Here is a 15,874-nt window from a genome sequence, read left to right on the forward strand (position 1 = left end):
AGTATATTTAGTGGCTCACGTTACCAACACACGGTTTGAACTCAAACAACTGTCTCATTTAATGCTCCCTATTTTGATCACCCAATTTGCTCAAGCTGGTTTTGGCTTGATAGATACCATTATGGCGGGGCATCTATCCGCAGGTGATCTTGCGGCAATTGCCGTTGGGGTTGGATTGTGGATGCCCATTATGCTGCTCTTTGCAGGCATTATGATTGCAACGACACCTCTCGTTGCCGAAGCACGAGGTGCCAAGACACCCGAGAAGATTCCCACCATTGCACGCCAATCATTGTGGGTTGCTGCCATTCTCGGTGTAATCGCAATGCTCATTTTGCAAGCGATGCCACTATTATTGCCATTGTTTGGCGTACCTGAAAGCTTATTGCCCAAGGCAAGCCTATTCTTGCATGCAATTGGTTTTGGGATGCCTGCAGTGATGATGTATGCCGCATTACGCAGTTATTCAGAGGCATTGGGACATCCTCGTCCAGTCACCGTCATTAGCTTGGCTGCGCTTGTGATACTGATCCCACTGAATCTAATTTTCATGTATGGTTTTGGGCCGATTCCTGCTTTAGGGAGTGCAGGCTGTGGTTTCGCAACAGCAATTCTACAATGGTTGATGTTTATTACCTTGGCCATTTATATTTCTAAAGCCAAAGCCTATCAAAAAACTCCGATCTTCACGACATGGGAAAAACTTGATCCAATGTGGGCAAAGCGCATCTTGATGCTAGGTCTGCCGATTGGTTTGGCGATTTTCTTTGAGGTGAGTATCTTCAGCACAGGTGCATTGGTATTAAGTCCATTGGGGGAAAATGCGATTGCTGCACATCAAATTGCAATCTCTGTAACCTCTGTCTTATTTATGATTCCGTTATCTCTCGCGATTGCGCTCACGATTCGTGTTGGAATGTACTATGGTGAGAAAAACTGGCATGCCATGCGTCAAGTTCAGAAAATCGGACTAATGAGTGCGACTTTCTTTGCAATCTGTACCATGCTGTTAATTGCAGTTGCACGTCCATATATCGTTGCGATCTATACAACAGACCCTCATGTTATTCCTGTAGCGATGTATTTACTCTGGTTTGCGATGGCTTATCAGCTCATGGATGCTTGGCAAGTCGGTGCGGCAGGTTGTCTACGTGGCATGCAAGACACCCAAGCACCGATGTGGATTACCCTCATGGCTTATTGGGTCATTGCGTTCCCGATTGGCTTATATTTGGCACGTTATACCATTTGGGGCGTCGCAGGCGTTTGGCTCGGTTTGATTATTGGTTTAAGCATTGCCTGTGTACTCTTAATTGGGCGCTTATACTTAAATAATAAACGTTTAGCAGAGATCACATAAATTACGTTTCATGATGATCATGAAGGCAGCAAGGCTTAATACTTACAGGACTTAACATTTTGTTATAGGCAATTTAAGCTTTGTCGCCTATGATCAAAGTATCACGATAACAGCGGATCACCCGAGGTCAAGCAAAATGGCAAAACATGCAAGCTCACCCAGTAAACGTTTTTTAAAACTGGCTGGCATGACCGCAAGCATTGCCAGTAAAAGTGTCGCCAACTCCATTCGCAACTTCACTGCTGACGAAGAGCAAAAAAATGCAGCACGTAGCCAACTGTTCCAAGACATTGGCTTGCAAATCGCTGACACACTAGGAGAAATGAAAGGCGCAGTCATGAAAGTTGGGCAAATCGCCTCACAATACAAAGACATTTTCCCGCCTGAAGTTGCAAAAGCGATTGCCAAGTTACAACGCCAAGCACCCGCTATGCCTTTCTCAGCCATTCAACAACAAGTTGAAAAAGAACTCGGCAAGCCTTTAAATCAAATTTTTAGCTCATTTGAAGCAGAACCTTTTGCAGCAGCCTCAATTGGACAGGTTCACCGTGCAGTACTTCCAAATGGTCAAGCTGTGGTAGTCAAAGTTCAGTACCCTGGAGTGGATGACGCATGTGAGAGTGATCTTAAACAAGTCCGTCTTGCCTTACGTCTCATGGGTGTCCTCAAAATTGATAAAAAACTACAAGACCAATTATTCCAAGAGATCCAAGACAGTTTATCAGCAGAATTAAACTATGAAATCGAGGCACAGAATCTCGAAGTTTTTAAAACCTTCCATGAAAAATTGGATGACCAAATCATTATCCCAACAGTATATAAAGAATATTCTTCACGGCGCGTATTGACCTTAAGTCTTGAACAAGGTGAATCGATTGAAACGGCAAGTACGTGGTCAGTTGATATCCGCAATCAGATCGGTCGTCGCTTGATTCGTGCTTTAGGGCAGGAAATGTTCTTCCTGAAACGTTTCCACTGCGATCCGCATCCTGGAAATTTTGCCTTCCGTGAAGATGGAAGTGTCATCATCTACGATTACGGTAGCGTCAAAACCCTTTCACCTGAAATTATTCAGCACTTTAAAGCACTGGTGAATGCTGCTCGCCAAGAAGACATTGATCAAGTTGAAGATTTATTGGTCGAACTCCATTCAATTGCAGAAAAACAGAAATTCCCAAGTGAGTTGTATCTGCAATGGATCGAAATTCTGCTTCGTCCTTTAAGTACGCACTATGACTTTGAAGAAAACTCCTCACATCATGATGGGATGCGTCTGGTTAAAAAATCATTGAAATATTGGGATGTCTTTAAACCATCGCCAGATACCTTAATGGTCAACCGTACCATTTCTGGTCACTACTGGAATCTTATCCATCTCAAGGTACATGACAATCTAAATGATCTATTTGAAGAGTTAGTACCCATGCCGTGAAAAGGCTTTGACAGCTCAACACACAGTGTACTCTGATTGACGGAATTTAAGTTATGTTATAACATTTCAATCATTCATAGGAGTATTCAATATGCGTAAAGATATCCACCCTGTTTATCAAAAAGTACTTTTTCATGATACCAATGCAGATGCGTATTTCTTGATTGGTAGCACCATTCAAACCAAACAGACCAAAGAATATCAAGGTCAAGTTTACCCTTATGTGACGCTTGATATTTCAAGTGCTTCACATCCGTTTTATACAGGTGAGCAACGTCAGGCGAGTAATGAAGGCCGTGTTGCAAGCTTTAACAAACGTTTTGGTCGTTTTAGTCGTAAGGCTTAATCTTATTTTAAGGTTGAGCAGTTAAAGTAAAAAAATTCGAAGTCTAAGGCTCTAATCTCCTCCTCTTAGGCTTCTTTTTTTATGTCTGAAACTTATTATTATTGTTTAATCCGAAGCAGAAGCAGTGCCAATAAAGCCAAATTCAATTGGGCTTTTGACATAGAATAATGAAATATCTTGAGTCTTGAGATAGTCAAGTAAGGCTGAGGCCTGTTGTTCAGTGACTGCAAACTGGATCTGTACGGGCTGATCCGCTAACTCAAAGAAACCCGCTGAATGAAATTGCCCTCGATGATCCAACCCTTGACTGGCATTCATCACTGTCGCACCACGTAGATCCATTTGCTTTGCAATCGCTAGCAACCAGTCAACGATTGATTGTCCATCATACTGACGACTTTGCGCAGTATAAAAGCTAATTAAAAATCCATTCATCGATCTAACCCTCCCAGACTAAGCAGCACTCAACCATTGATGTAGACTCATACCCAAAATCGTAAACAACAATGATCCCAATACATGGATCAAAATAGTCAGCGCTGCGTATTCCAATTTACCACTTTGCAACAGCGCAATAATCTCAGCGGAAAAGGTTGAGAAGGTGGTGAGTGCCCCACAAAATCCAGTAATCACAAATAGCTTATAATTTGGACTTAAAGCACTTTGCGAAAAATATGAAATCGCAAAACCAATAATAAAGCCACCAACCAAATTAACACTTACGGTCCCGAGTGGAATATGTGGAAAAATTGGATTGAGTTTTAAGCCAATAAACCAACGTAACCATGCGCCGAGCACAGAACCTAATGCAATTGAAATCAAGGAATAATACATAATTACTCCAAAACCAAATGTGGAGTACAACAAAGATAAGACATGGTGTGATCAATTTTTTTATCGATAGTATGCATCTGCGAGCCCTCTAAATTAAGAACAGAGCACGCACGATCCTACGCCCCTGTTCAGGGTAACGTAGGCATCATTAGCCACAATGGCGGTTTGTTACAGGAGGAATGCCATCTCCTTTGCCCTAAAATAACATAATTTTTAAACAACTCAACGAATCTTTTACTCTGTGTATAAAGGCGAAGTTATCCACAGATACATCATGTTATGATTGTCCGCTGACGAAATAACAATGGAAAGTCCTCATGGCACAAAGCTTACTCGCACAATTAAAAGATGGCTCAGCAAAATTTGCAGATGTGTTGGCATTTATTGAAGCACGCTATCAACACACCCCAACTGCTTTTCAAAATGGCGCACAATTTAATGCTGCAACGGAAAATCAAGGCAGTGCCAAAGTTTTTTCTTTTGCTAAAATTGAAGGCTTAAATGCTGAAGATACCTTAAGTTTATTTGCTGAGCATTATGCTTCTGTGCTTGCAACACCAGAAGGAACGGACCACCAAAACATTCGTCAATTTATGCAAAATGGTTGGGATGGTGTGAAATTTGAAGGTGAGGCGCTAGTCGCAAAATAATAAAATAGGAGGTATTTTACCTCCTATTGTTTCTATCTGATTTTATGGTCGCTTGAGGGCTTGTAATCCCGTGGTGAAGCTATAAAACTCTCCCCCCATTCTTCCCACACTATCCAATTGTTGTTGATCAATCATGCCTGTATCGGCTTGCCACAATCGATCATCGACATAAATAGATTTCACGTCTAACAAGACAACCGTTCCACCAGAAGACAAGGAACTGAGTTGAATCACCTCTCGCAAATGACATTCATACCGAATCATAGAATTTTTAACCGATAAAGGTTTTACGCCATGACTTGGACAAGATTCAATTTCAGCAAAATCAAATTCACTTTGTTCGGATGGCAGTGCCGCGCATGACAAGTTCATTTGCTCAAGTAACTGAGTATTTACGATATGCACCACACATTCTTTGGTTTCAATTAAATTCCGCAAAGTATCTTTGTCCTGCCCTGTTCTCGGATTTACTTGTGAGTACCAAAGGATCGGTGGGTTGCAGCTTGCCACATTGAAAAAGGAATAAGGTGCCAGATTCGCTACACCATCCACAGATAAGGTACTAATCCAAGCAATCGGACGAGGCGTAACCCCGCCATTTAACAAACGATAGATTTCATTTGCTTCTAAATTTGCTGTCTCAAAAATCATAATCAAACACTATATTAAGGACGTTCTGCATATTGTGGTAAATCATCAGTGATGCTATCCCATTCCGCTTTAGACGCCGTAAAAATTTGCAGACTTGGTTTCTGTTGTAACCGTGTATCTAAAGTTCCAATTCTCAAACGATAATACTCAGGCGTATCGGTTTTTATGCTCATAATTGGGGAGCCACATTCCATACAAAAACAACGTTGTGTCGTGTCAGTAGACTGAAATTTTTTTAGTAAATGTTCGCCCTTCGTAATTTTAAAATCAGCTATTTTAATCGGTGCATTCGTGGCAAAAGCGCTTCCATTTGCTTTACGGCAGCGTTGACAATGACATTGAATGATCTCGCCTATTTCGCCATGAATCTCATAATGAATTCCATCACATAAACAACTACCATGATATACAGGTGAAGTCTGAGACATTATTAATTCCTTTCATGAATTTTCACATAAAAATATAGGCTAGATCGGTACAACACGCAAATTGTGAATCGCATTTGGATCGCGCTTTTCAATTTACGAAAGCAATCCTCCAACAGAAGAATCATGACCTAAATTCGCTGATCCAATACGGCACGTGCGCGTTCATGATCAATATCTTTTTCCCAATGTGCGATTGCAACTGTTGCCACGCAGTTTCCGATTAGATTGGTACAGGCACGTACAATTCCAATAAACCAATCGACAGACAATAGTAAAACCAGCCCAATCATTGGCAGGCTTGGGATAACTGATAATGTCGCCGCCAAGATCACCAATGCAGAGCCTGGAATACCATGAGCACCTTTTGAGGTGATTAATGACACCAATAAAATTGCGAGAAGATCATGCATCGATAAATCAATATTGCAGGCCTGAGCAATAAAAATAACGCCGAGTGTTAAGTAAATAGAAAAACCATCTAAATTAAACGAGTAGCCTGTAGGAATGACTAAGCCAACGGTGGAATCTTTGATACCTAAATTTTTAAGCTTTTTCATAATTTGAGGTAACACAGAATCAGAAGATGCTGTACCCAACACAATGGACAGTTCTGCTTTAAAATAATTTAAGAATTTAAAAATGTTTAAGCCAGAGATTTGAAGAATCCCACCTAAAATAATCAACACAAATAAGATACAAGTCACATAAAACAGCAAAACTAAGTAACCCAATTGAATCAATGAGTCCAAGCCAAATTTTGCGGTGGTATAGGCAACAGACCCCAAGACGCCAATCGGTGCTAACCGTATGATTAATCCCATCATTTTAAAGAACACTTCAGAAAATGCTTCGAGTGCCTGACAAACCAAATCTCCCATATGTTTTGGGATCAGCAATAAAGCAATGCCAAATAGGATTGCAATCAGTAAAACTTGTAAAATGTCCCCACTAGCAAATGCATCTACAAAAGTTTTTGGAATAATATGTAGAAGAAAATCTGAGCCTGAACCCATTGTGTTGGCACGTTCCGTATAGACATTTAAATCCTTTCCGTCTAGTTTCGTGATATCAATATTCATGCCCACACCAGGCTTGAATACATAGGCAACAATTATTCCCAAGATCAGCGCAACACTAGTCACTATCTCAAAGTATAAAATTGTTTTTGCCCCCACCTTTCCCATTTTCTTGATGTCATTGGCACCATACAGCCCAAGTACCACCACGCAGAAAACAATCGGTGCGATCAACATCTTGATCAGTGAAATAAAACCATCACCCAATGGTTTCAATGCTAAAGAAAAATCATGAAAGCTAATCCCGATAATAATACCAAGGACTAATGCAAGAACGACCTGAAGAAATAAACTGGATTTGAGTTTTTGCCACATTGTAAATTCATCAATAAATAGATAAATCTCAACAGTGCAAAAAACTCGCCAACAAATAAAAATAAAGGATATTTAGAACATGAAAAATAAATAAAAAATAAGCAATACTTTAGAAAACATCATCTTAAATCAAACTAAGCCAATAGATGATGTATCCCTTCACCCACGGCACGTCCTGTTGCAAAACAAGCAGTCAACAAATACCCCCCAGTTGGTGCATCCCAGTCCAACATTTCACCACAACAGAACACATAAGGATTTGACTGCAATTGTAACCGTGGTGACAATGCCGCTTGCTGAATTCCGCCAGCACAACTAATGGCTTCCTCAATTGGACGAAACCCACTGAGAGGAATTATAAGCCCTTTAATGTGCTCAGCCATTTGATGCGCATCTGACCATAAATTTTTCTCAACCACTTCACGAATTAAATTAATTTTCACATGATCCAAACCTGCTTTGCGCCAAAGATTGGTAAGTGACTGCTTCTTATTGCCTTGTAACTTTTTAGTTAATTGATCAAGGCTGATATCAGGTAACAAGTCTAAATGAAGCTGCAAGTTTTGATCTTGAGCAAGCTGTGATCTTAGATCACGCCCTAATTTATAAATCACGCCACTTTCAAAACCATAGTGAGTAATCACAATATCGCCATGTGTCTTACGTTCAGGAACAACCCAAGCATCAACACGTTTAAGCGCTTGCCCCAAACAATCCTGCATAAATGGCGACCATGTTTTCAATACACCAACATTACTTGCTTGGAAGGGGGTAATCTCATCACTCGACAACCATTGCTGCCACGCTCCATCACTCCCCAATTGCGTCCACGACACAGCACCACAAGCCAGCACAATCGCATCATAAGTTGCAGTAAAGCGTTGGCTTTGGTTTTCAATGGTCAGTTGATTCTGAGATAAACCCACACAGCGATGCCTGTAATAAAATTTAACCCCATCTACAGCTAATCGTTTTAACCATGCGCGAAGTAACGGCGCTGCTTTCATCTCTATTGGAAATACCCGCCCAGAACTACCGATATAAGATTCAATTCCCAAACCTTTCATCCAATCTTGAATCCACTTTGCATCCCATTGCGTTATCCAAGGGCTTAGCCATTCAGCACGGTCATAACGTTGGATGAATGCCTGTATAGGCTCAGCATGAGAAATATTAAGTCCTGTTTTACCCGCCATTAAAAATTTTCGAGCAGCTGAAGGTTTTTGTTCAAACACATCAACTTCATAACCATATTGACTAAGAACTTCCGCAGCCATTAAACCTGCGGGTCCAGCTCCAATAATGGCAATACGCTTAGACTTCATGTTGCTCTTGCTCATTTTTCCCTTGTAAGGGTGCAAAATCATCAAATCGGGTTGAGTAGGCAACAGGTTTTGTGATGACTAACTGTTGGCAAGGTTCCCCACGTTCCAAATATTTAATTTCAAAATGTGTTCTTGCAGAATCCGCTGCAATTTTTTGTTTCTCATAGGGTAATTTCCATACATGAATTAACTGCTGTTCCGCCTCATCAATATATGAAGGAATATTACTCGCTAAGGTAATCGTACCATTCGGTCGAAGACGCGAAAGTAAAAACTCAAAAAAAGGCATATTCAACCAACGCTGTGCGGGGTTATGCGGCTCTGGATTTGGATAAAGAATGAAAAACTGTTCTACTTGAGCAGGGAATAATGCGTGTACGATCCAAGGTAAAGCATCCGCATGAATCGGATATAGGTGTTCACGTACCTCGAGCTGATGCTGTTTTTGCATCGCTAAAAATTTTTCTTTGGTTCGTTCAATTGCATACAGTGTTGTTTGTGGATTCTGCCCTGTAAACAACAATGCATGTTTACCTTTTCCAGCACCGATTTCAACGCAAATCGGCGTATTGGGAATCACAGCAAAATCTCGAGGTGCCTGCATTCGGTGGGCTTGAAATTGACGAATCGACATATTCACATCAAACTATCTCTAAATCGGCATAAGTCTAACAACTCACCTTACTTTTGCCTAATCTATTTGTTTTATGTTTTAGGAATTTTCTATGCCTCGTACATTCCCCTGCCCACGTTGTGGCGAAAACAGCACTTGGGAAGGCAATGAATTTCGCCCTTTTTGCTCAGAACGCTGCAAATTAATTGATCTAGGTGCTTGGGCCAGTGATGAATATAAACTGCCAACCCAAGATGCACCTCAAACGGATTTAAAGCGTGGTGAAGATGATTATGAGGACTAAATGTCCTCATTTGATTACATCCAAATTCGATTCAACACATTCAACCAGTTATGCCAACAAATTTTGGTAATCAATTCTGTTGAATAACGACGTTCCTGCATTCGCTCGATAAGTCTGTGTAGACCAATAACATCTTCAATTTCAGTGCTAATCAGTGCGCCATCAAAATCAGAGCCGAAGCCAACATGATCTTCACCCATTCGATCTATTAAATATTCGAGATGCTCTAAAAGTACATCTATGGGCGTGTTCGCTTCACGCTGTCCATCTTTACGCAAAAATGCAACGTCAAAATTTACGCCGACGATGCCATTAGAATCTCGAATTGCACTGAGCTGAGCGTCTGTTAAGTTTCTCGCTTGTGGACATAAAGCATGGACATTCGAATGGGTCGCGACGATTGGCTGTTGAAGAATGTCAGCTGTATCCCCAAAAGCACGTTCGTTCATGTGGGAAACATCAACCACCATTTTTTTATCAGCACAGCGTTTTATAAATGCTTTGCCCTCGTGTGTAAGACCTGCTCCTGTATCCGGTGAATGAGGAAACTTGGCATTTAAACCATGTCCAAAACGACTGGGTCTATTCCAAAGTGGACCAATACTACGAAGCCCAGCCTCATAAAATACATCGAGTAAATCTGGATTGAGCTGAAGTGCTTCGGCACCTTCCATGTGTAATACAATCGCTAACTTTTGTTGTGTTAAGCAGTGCTGAATATCCTGAACCGTTGTGCAAATTTGGATATTGTTAGAATACTGAGCAAGTTGTTTTGCTAAATCGAGTTGTGCCAAACAAATGTGTTCAATTTGTTGTTGTGTAAAGTCAGATGCAGTTGGATCAAAAAGTTTGTTGGGATGGTACTGCTGAACATAGCTGTATGGAGGTAAGAAAATAGCAAACATGCCACCAACAAAACCAGCTTGTTGGCAACGTGTTAAATCGAGATGTCCTGCTAAATGATCGAGGATAAAAGCTTGAGCAGGATTGCTATGATCACTTAACCACAAACGCGTGAGTACATCGTTATGGCCATCAAAAATAGGAAACGTGCCATGGTTCATATTTACGTTCTCACCGCTATTCATCTGCAATATTTTGAACAGGAATGTTTTGTTGAACCGTAAATTGTTTTGAATTTCGGCTATTACGAAACACCAGTCTTTCTAGCGTTGAATCGAGTTCACTCTCGGCACGTGCCTGTTCGATCACTTGATGATACGGCGATTTGCCACAGACAGGGTCTGCATTGCTTGCATCGCCGGTTAACATATAGGCTTGGCAACGACAGCCACCAAAATCACGATCTTTATCAGGGCAACTACGACAACCTTCTGGCATCCATGCATCGCCACGGAAGTGGTTAAAACCGGTCGATTCATACCAAATTTTAGAGAGGCTCTGCTCACGAACATTCGGGAAAGAAATCGGTAATTGTCTTGCTGCATGACAAGGCAGCGCCATACCATCTGGAGCGACCGTAAAGAAGATTTTTCCCCAGCCATTCATACAGGCTTTTGGTCTTTCCTCGTAATAATCAGGCACCACAAAAATAAGTTTGCACGGATGATTTTGCGCTTTTAACTTTTCCCGATATTCATTGGTAATACGTTCGGCACGTATGAGTTGTTCTTGTGTAGGTAATAAACCTTGACGGTTTAAAAATGCCCAGCCATAAAACTGACAAATTGCTAACTCAACTGTATCTGCATTAAGTTCAAGGCAAAGCTCGATAATTTTATCAATCTGGTCGATGTTATGCCGATGAGTTACAAAATTAAGAACCATCGGATAATCATATTTCTTCACCAGTTGGCACATTTCATACTTTTGTTCAAAAGCATGCTTTGAACCTGCCAAAGCATCATTGACGACTGGATCACTCGCTTGAAAGCTAATTTGAATATGATCTAGACCAACGTGTTTTAAATGAGAAATACGCTGCTCGGTAAGTCCCATGCCAGAGGTAATCAAGTTGGTGTAGAACCCAAGTTGGTGTGCATGTGCAACCAGTTGTTCCAAATCCTGACGCACCAAAGGTTCACCGCCAGAGAACCCTAGTTGGACAGCCCCCATTTGACGTGCCTGATCAAAAACCTCAAACCACTCTTGCGTGGTCAGTTCATTTTTGTGTTGTGCGTAGTCTAAAGGATTTGAGCAATATGGACATTGTAGTGGACACCGATACGTTAACTCCGCTAATAGCCATAGAGGCAAACCAACACCATGGGTCATCTAAAATCAATCCAATTTTGTTGCTGGGCAACTAACATGTAATCAATGACATCATTATCAATTTCAGCTATATCGCCAAATTGCTGCTTGAGCTGGGTAATAATGTCGGAAACATTATTTTTTCCATCAATATACTGTCCAATGGCCCCTGCACTTTCATTCAAAGTAATCATGCCTTCAGGATATAAAATCACAAAACCATTTTGAGCAGGTTCAAATTGAAAGCGATAACCTTGTCGCCATGTCGGCACAAGATTTACATCAAATTGTTCTTTATTCATTTGAATAGTCCTTTGTGCCATACACGTTCTTGGGTCACGCTGTGATATGGTGCTTGATTGTGTACATATGCCAGTGTTAACGCATCTAAAATGCTCCATAAAATATCCAGTTTAAACTGTAATATTTCCAGCATTCTTTGTTGTTGCTCTTGTGTGGTAAATGAATCAAGCGTGATTGTTAAACCATGTTCAACATCTCGGCGTGCCTGACTTAAACGAGAACGAAAATATTCATAGCCTTTGTCATCAATCCAAGGATAATGTTGTGGCCATGATTCAAGACGGGACTGATGAATTTGAGGTGCAAATAGTTCGGTTAGAGAGCTACTCGCTGCCTCACGCCATGAGGCACGGCGTGCAAAATTGACATAAGCATCTACCGCAAATCGCACACCCGGCAAAACTAATTCTTCAGAGATAACCTGTTCACGGCTAAGCCCAACTGCTTCTGACAAGCGTAACCATGCTTCTCGGCCACCGCCATCAGGATATTCACCATCCTGATCAATCATGCGCTGAATCCATTCCTGACGCACACGCTGATCAGGACAATTTGCCATGATTGCAGCATCTTTTAACGGAATATTGATCTGATAATAGTAGCGGTTGGCAACCCAAGCCTGAATTTGTTGTTGAGTAGCCTTCCCTTCATACATCATCACGTGAAATGGATGATAGATATGATAGTACTGACCCTTATCAATAATAGCCTGCTTGAATTGCTCAGTTGTTAAAGCTTCAGGTGTTTGAGTCATGTTTCACCTTAGAGTTCAATCTGCATGCCATCATAGGCAACCTCTACACCATTTGCTTTTAATTCAGCAAATTGAGCAGAGTCTTCATTTAAAATCGGATTGGTATTGTTAATATGAATCAGTACTTTCTTCGGTGTACTGAGTTGGTTCAAATAAGACAGCGAACCACCTTCACCACTAATATATAAATGCCCCATTTCACGACCAGTTTTTTTACCTACACCGGTTTGCTGCATTTCATCATCTGTCCAAAGTGTGCCATCAATCATGACACAGTCAGAATTTTGCATAATCTGCATAACTTGATCATCAATCTTTCCAAGCCCTGGTGCATAGAACAACTGTTTCTGTGTTTTATGATCTTTGATGATTAAGGCAATGTTGTCACCTTCGTGCGGATCGTGGCGATGGGGTGAATATGGCGGTGCAGCACTTTGAATAATAAAAGGGATAAATTCCAAACAACCAAAGCCATCAATTTTAAACACTTTTTTAGGGTCAATTCGGTGATATTGAAGACCGCCATTCCAGTGTTTCAGCATATTGAATACTGGAAAACCCGTGGTGAGATCTTGATAGACCATGTCAGTACACCACACATCCATCGGGCAACCTTCACGTAGAGTCAACAGCCCTGTGGTATGGTCAAGTTGGCTATCCATTAAGATTACACTGCGAATCCCTGTATCTCTTAACTGTCGAGCAGGTTGTGCAGCCTTGAAATCAAACAATTGCTGGCGAATATCTGGGGAAGCATTGAGTAAAACCCAATCCATTCCATTTTCAGAAATCGCAATCGAAGATTGTGTGCGAGCTTTGGCATTCATCGTGCCTGTACGTACACCATGACAGTTAGGACAATTACAATTCCACTGAGGAAATCCGCCCCCAGCAGCTGAACCTAAAATATAAATATGCATAAAAATGAAGTTCTTATTAGAAAGAGATAAGCCCTAGAAATAACTAGGGCTTATGACAAATGAAAATGTGAATAATTAACGTGCTTCAAAGTACATTGTCACTTCAAAACCAATCCGAACATCAGTAAAAGCGGGTTTCGTCCATTGCATAAAATCGTCTCCAATCAGTATTTATCGTCTGAGATTAAACACCTGATTCAACTTAAATAAAGCATTCAAAAATTCATTCTAAATAAAAAACTCAGCTTTGTAGACCGTATCTACTGAAGATATTGTTCGATAATTGTGATTTTTGTCTAAATTTTAGTATTTAACAAAGCATACTTTTAGCATTGATCAACAAAACTCAATCGCAACTCAAATTTAATAAAAATTTACATATTTTAAATGTGTGACTTACATCACAGTAATTTACTTTTCCATGACGTTATGCAAATCTTATTCAAACAATTTTATCTGTCACTAAGCTTTCAGATAATGCATAACAACCAAAGTATTCAGCTGATTCAATCATCATTATTTTCGATCAGCCTTAATAAAAATATTTAGATTCAACAGGATGTTAAAATGAATAATGATATTCCTTACCCTCTAAAATTATTGGCAACCCAAGTTGATCCAAATTTAGATCAAAATTGGCAGATCACCTTGCAACGCTTATTTGCAGAAATACAACCTCATCAGCGTGAAATCATTTGTCAACATATTCTGCAACAAAAGAAAATCCACTGGAATAGAAAAGAGAATAGTTTTTGCTACATTGCCAAACATGACTTTCACTCACTGATTGAAAACACGCACTCTCCCTATACCAAGATTCTAATCAAACAAATTGCGGACTCATTGGATAAGTTGAAAACTTATGATGACATCTACCAAATATCTGATTATTTAGAAAATATTTTGAGCCAAATCAATCAAATTGATGCTGAGGATGATCTTGAGCTGCAAGCACAAAAACAACAGATTCTAAAAGAGTTTATTTATGCGGCAGCACAAATCATTTTTGAAAAAGATCATATCGCCTTACCGATCAATCACCGTCACATTAATAATGATGTAATCAAAACTTTTATTACTGAAGTATTCTTAAAACAACAACTTTTGAAATACAGTTTTAATATCCTACGTTCGCAACAACTCAGAGAAGAAAAAAATCATATCCTTAAATATTTCCTTTATAAACAACAGAAAACCAGACAGCTCGATATTGTAAAAACATCCAAATATATTTTTGCACTTGCTCCAAGCTCCGAAGGGATGGTAAATACGTTTTCAATCCGACGATTCTTGCAAGAAGAAAAATTCGAAGCCTGTGAAAATATTTACATCAATGCAGCGATCTTAATACTTAAAAAAATAGATGATCCTGTCCATCAGCAACACTTTGAATGGCAGATCAATCACATCATAACCATTGATAAACAAGTGAACCAATATGTATCTGATATCGTGCGTAATATCGAGCTATATTGTCACAAAGAGCTGATTCCTTTTCTTATGGCGCCGCTCAATCCACGAGGCATTTTTATTGAAAAGTTAGTAGAACAAAGACTCATCGATTTTGAGCAAAAACTATCTAATCATGTACTTGAACCCATTGCAGATGCATTAAAACATTCTGTGCATCACACTGATGAGTGTCATTATTTATATATCAATATTAAACAAATACTGGATGATTTAATTCGACACTTTATGGAATTTCAATCCCAGCCATCCATTATTTTCAATAAACAAGTTCACTTGTTTATTGCTAGACTAAAATCTTACGCGACCCTATTACAAAAAAGACATACTGATATTTTCACTGTGTTTTCCTATGAAGCGTGGAAACAACACCATGCCGAAGCATTAGAACCCACCAATCTCCTAAAAGACCTTAGTCTTAATTCTCTTCAGGAATACAAAGACGCCTTTTCTGAACTTAAGGAAAACCAACGCTTATTAAAGCAAAGTGTTTCATTTTTGAATAAGTTGTTAAATAAACCGCAAAAAATTAAAGATAATATTACCAAGTTAAAAGAGAAAACGATTCAAATTAAGAGAAATGCACATCAGGAAATTATTCGGATGCAACGACGATTCCCGTCCTTGATCGTCTATTTAGAATTTGAATCACTGATTTCGGTCAACCACAAAGAACGTCACTACGCCTTCCCAACAGGTGATAATGGAATCACACGCTTACCGATTTTGATTGAGATTCCAGAAGATAGGGCATCTTTTGACTTACAAACTATCTGTAATAGTTTGAATTTTGATTTGAGTCTTGCCAATCAGAAATGGCTAGAAACGATTTGACCGATCGATATGCTTCTGTATAGAGATGATACAGAAGCATAACTC

Annotated in this window: 19 protein-coding genes and 1 riboswitch; of the genes, 6 read left to right on the plus strand and 13 right to left on the minus strand. The window is 39.9% G+C overall.

Annotation, left to right across the window (positions count from 1 at the left end; genetic code table 11):
• The first annotated feature begins 10 nt into the window (after window positions 1–10).
• From F927_RS08705 to F927_RS08715, 3 genes are all read left to right on the plus strand, one after another.
• The gene (locus F927_RS08705; RefSeq protein WP_005083715.1) at window positions 11–1,360 is read left to right on the plus strand and encodes an MATE family efflux transporter; all 1,350 of its coding nucleotides are present in this window, start codon (window positions 11–13) and stop codon (window positions 1,358–1,360) included.
• Between the two features lie 136 nt (window positions 1,361–1,496).
• Window positions 1,497–2,792 carry an ABC1 kinase family protein gene (locus F927_RS08710; protein WP_005083717.1) on the plus strand — a complete coding sequence of 432 codons (1,296 nt, stop codon included), beginning with the start codon at window positions 1,497–1,499 and terminating at the stop codon, window positions 2,790–2,792.
• Window positions 2,793–2,883: 91 nt separating this feature from the next.
• Entirely contained in the window at window positions 2,884–3,138 is a 255-nt protein-coding gene (locus F927_RS08715; protein ID WP_005083719.1) for a type B 50S ribosomal protein L31, read from the plus strand.
• A gap of 105 nt (window positions 3,139–3,243) precedes the next feature.
• Here the strand turns inward: F927_RS08715 and F927_RS08720 are convergent, their stop codons facing one another.
• Both F927_RS08720 and crcB read right to left on the minus strand, forming a co-directional pair.
• A complete protein-coding gene (locus F927_RS08720) occupies window positions 3,244–3,573 on the minus strand; it encodes a DUF190 domain-containing protein (RefSeq protein WP_005083721.1) in 330 nt (109 codons plus the stop codon).
• A gap of 18 nt (window positions 3,574–3,591) precedes the next feature.
• Entirely contained in the window at window positions 3,592–3,972 is a 381-nt protein-coding gene (crcB, locus tag F927_RS08725) for a fluoride efflux transporter CrcB (protein ID WP_005083724.1), read from the minus strand.
• A gap of 132 nt (window positions 3,973–4,104) precedes the next feature.
• Window positions 4,105–4,171: riboswitch (Fluoride riboswitch) on the minus strand.
• A 118-nt stretch (window positions 4,172–4,289) separates the two neighbouring features.
• Between crcB and F927_RS08730 the strand changes: the two genes are divergently transcribed.
• Complete coding sequence (locus F927_RS08730; RefSeq protein WP_005083726.1) at window positions 4,290–4,622, plus strand: HopJ type III effector protein; 333 nt, start codon at window positions 4,290–4,292, stop codon at window positions 4,620–4,622.
• Window positions 4,623–4,664: 42 nt separating this feature from the next.
• Here the strand turns inward: F927_RS08730 and F927_RS08735 are convergent, their stop codons facing one another.
• The 5 genes from F927_RS08735 to F927_RS08755 form a co-directional block, all read right to left on the minus strand.
• Window positions 4,665–5,273, minus strand: coding sequence for a flavin reductase family protein (locus F927_RS08735; protein ID WP_005083729.1), 609 nt, complete (start codon window positions 5,271–5,273; stop codon window positions 4,665–4,667).
• 14 nt (window positions 5,274–5,287) lie between these two features.
• Window positions 5,288–5,701 (minus strand): GFA family protein, encoded by a 414-nt coding sequence (locus F927_RS08740; protein WP_005083731.1) that lies wholly within the window; start codon window positions 5,699–5,701, stop codon window positions 5,288–5,290.
• A 128-nt stretch (window positions 5,702–5,829) separates the two neighbouring features.
• Window positions 5,830–7,092, minus strand: coding sequence for a C4-dicarboxylate transporter DctA (dctA, locus tag F927_RS08745; protein WP_004637754.1), 1,263 nt, complete (start codon window positions 7,090–7,092; stop codon window positions 5,830–5,832).
• Window positions 7,093–7,226: 134 nt separating this feature from the next.
• Window positions 7,227–8,417: a TIGR03862 family flavoprotein gene (locus tag F927_RS08750; RefSeq protein WP_005083733.1), complete on the minus strand. Its 1,191-nt coding sequence runs from the start codon at window positions 8,415–8,417 to the stop codon at window positions 7,227–7,229.
• The gene (locus F927_RS08755) at window positions 8,407–9,057 is read right to left on the minus strand and encodes a class I SAM-dependent methyltransferase (RefSeq protein WP_171055735.1); all 651 of its coding nucleotides are present in this window, start codon (window positions 9,055–9,057) and stop codon (window positions 8,407–8,409) included. Before F927_RS08755 ends, F927_RS08750 begins: the two co-directional genes overlap by 11 nt.
• Before the next feature lie 85 nt (window positions 9,058–9,142).
• Between F927_RS08755 and F927_RS08760 the strand changes: the two genes are divergently transcribed.
• Entirely contained in the window at window positions 9,143–9,334 is a 192-nt protein-coding gene (locus F927_RS08760; RefSeq protein WP_005083735.1) for a DNA gyrase inhibitor YacG, read from the plus strand.
• A 14-nt stretch (window positions 9,335–9,348) separates the two neighbouring features.
• Here the strand turns inward: F927_RS08760 and F927_RS08765 are convergent, their stop codons facing one another.
• The 6 genes from F927_RS08765 to pqqA form a co-directional block, all read right to left on the minus strand.
• Window positions 9,349–10,398, minus strand: a complete 1,050-nt coding sequence (locus F927_RS08765) for a dipeptidase (protein WP_005083737.1) — start codon at window positions 10,396–10,398, stop codon at window positions 9,349–9,351.
• Between the two features lie 16 nt (window positions 10,399–10,414).
• On the minus strand, window positions 10,415–11,569 hold the full coding sequence (gene pqqE, locus F927_RS08770; protein ID WP_005083741.1) for a pyrroloquinoline quinone biosynthesis protein PqqE: 1,155 nt from the start codon (window positions 11,567–11,569) through the stop codon (window positions 10,415–10,417).
• Window positions 11,566–11,850, minus strand: coding sequence for a pyrroloquinoline quinone biosynthesis peptide chaperone PqqD (pqqD, locus tag F927_RS08775; protein WP_005083742.1), 285 nt, complete (start codon window positions 11,848–11,850; stop codon window positions 11,566–11,568). Before pqqD ends, pqqE begins: the two co-directional genes overlap by 4 nt.
• Window positions 11,847–12,605 (minus strand): pyrroloquinoline-quinone synthase PqqC, encoded by a 759-nt coding sequence (pqqC, locus tag F927_RS08780; RefSeq protein ID WP_005083745.1) that lies wholly within the window; start codon window positions 12,603–12,605, stop codon window positions 11,847–11,849. The genes pqqD and pqqC overlap by 4 nt, the downstream gene beginning before the upstream one ends.
• An 8-nt stretch (window positions 12,606–12,613) precedes the next feature.
• Window positions 12,614–13,525 (minus strand): pyrroloquinoline quinone biosynthesis protein PqqB, encoded by a 912-nt coding sequence (pqqB, locus tag F927_RS08785; RefSeq protein ID WP_005083746.1) that lies wholly within the window; start codon window positions 13,523–13,525, stop codon window positions 12,614–12,616.
• A 75-nt stretch (window positions 13,526–13,600) separates the two neighbouring features.
• The gene (pqqA, locus tag F927_RS16840; protein ID WP_075316535.1) at window positions 13,601–13,675 is read right to left on the minus strand and encodes a pyrroloquinoline quinone precursor peptide PqqA; all 75 of its coding nucleotides are present in this window, start codon (window positions 13,673–13,675) and stop codon (window positions 13,601–13,603) included.
• Between the two features lie 417 nt (window positions 13,676–14,092).
• On the opposite strand from pqqA, the gene F927_RS08790 reads away from it, so the two are divergent.
• Window positions 14,093–15,829, plus strand: a complete 1,737-nt coding sequence (locus F927_RS08790) for a hypothetical protein (RefSeq protein WP_005083748.1) — start codon at window positions 14,093–14,095, stop codon at window positions 15,827–15,829.
• Window positions 15,830–15,874: the final 45 nt, after the last annotated feature.

This window comes from Acinetobacter haemolyticus CIP 64.3 = MTCC 9819 (assembly GCF_000369065.1).
Taxonomy (GTDB): domain Bacteria; phylum Pseudomonadota; class Gammaproteobacteria; order Pseudomonadales; family Moraxellaceae; genus Acinetobacter; species Acinetobacter haemolyticus.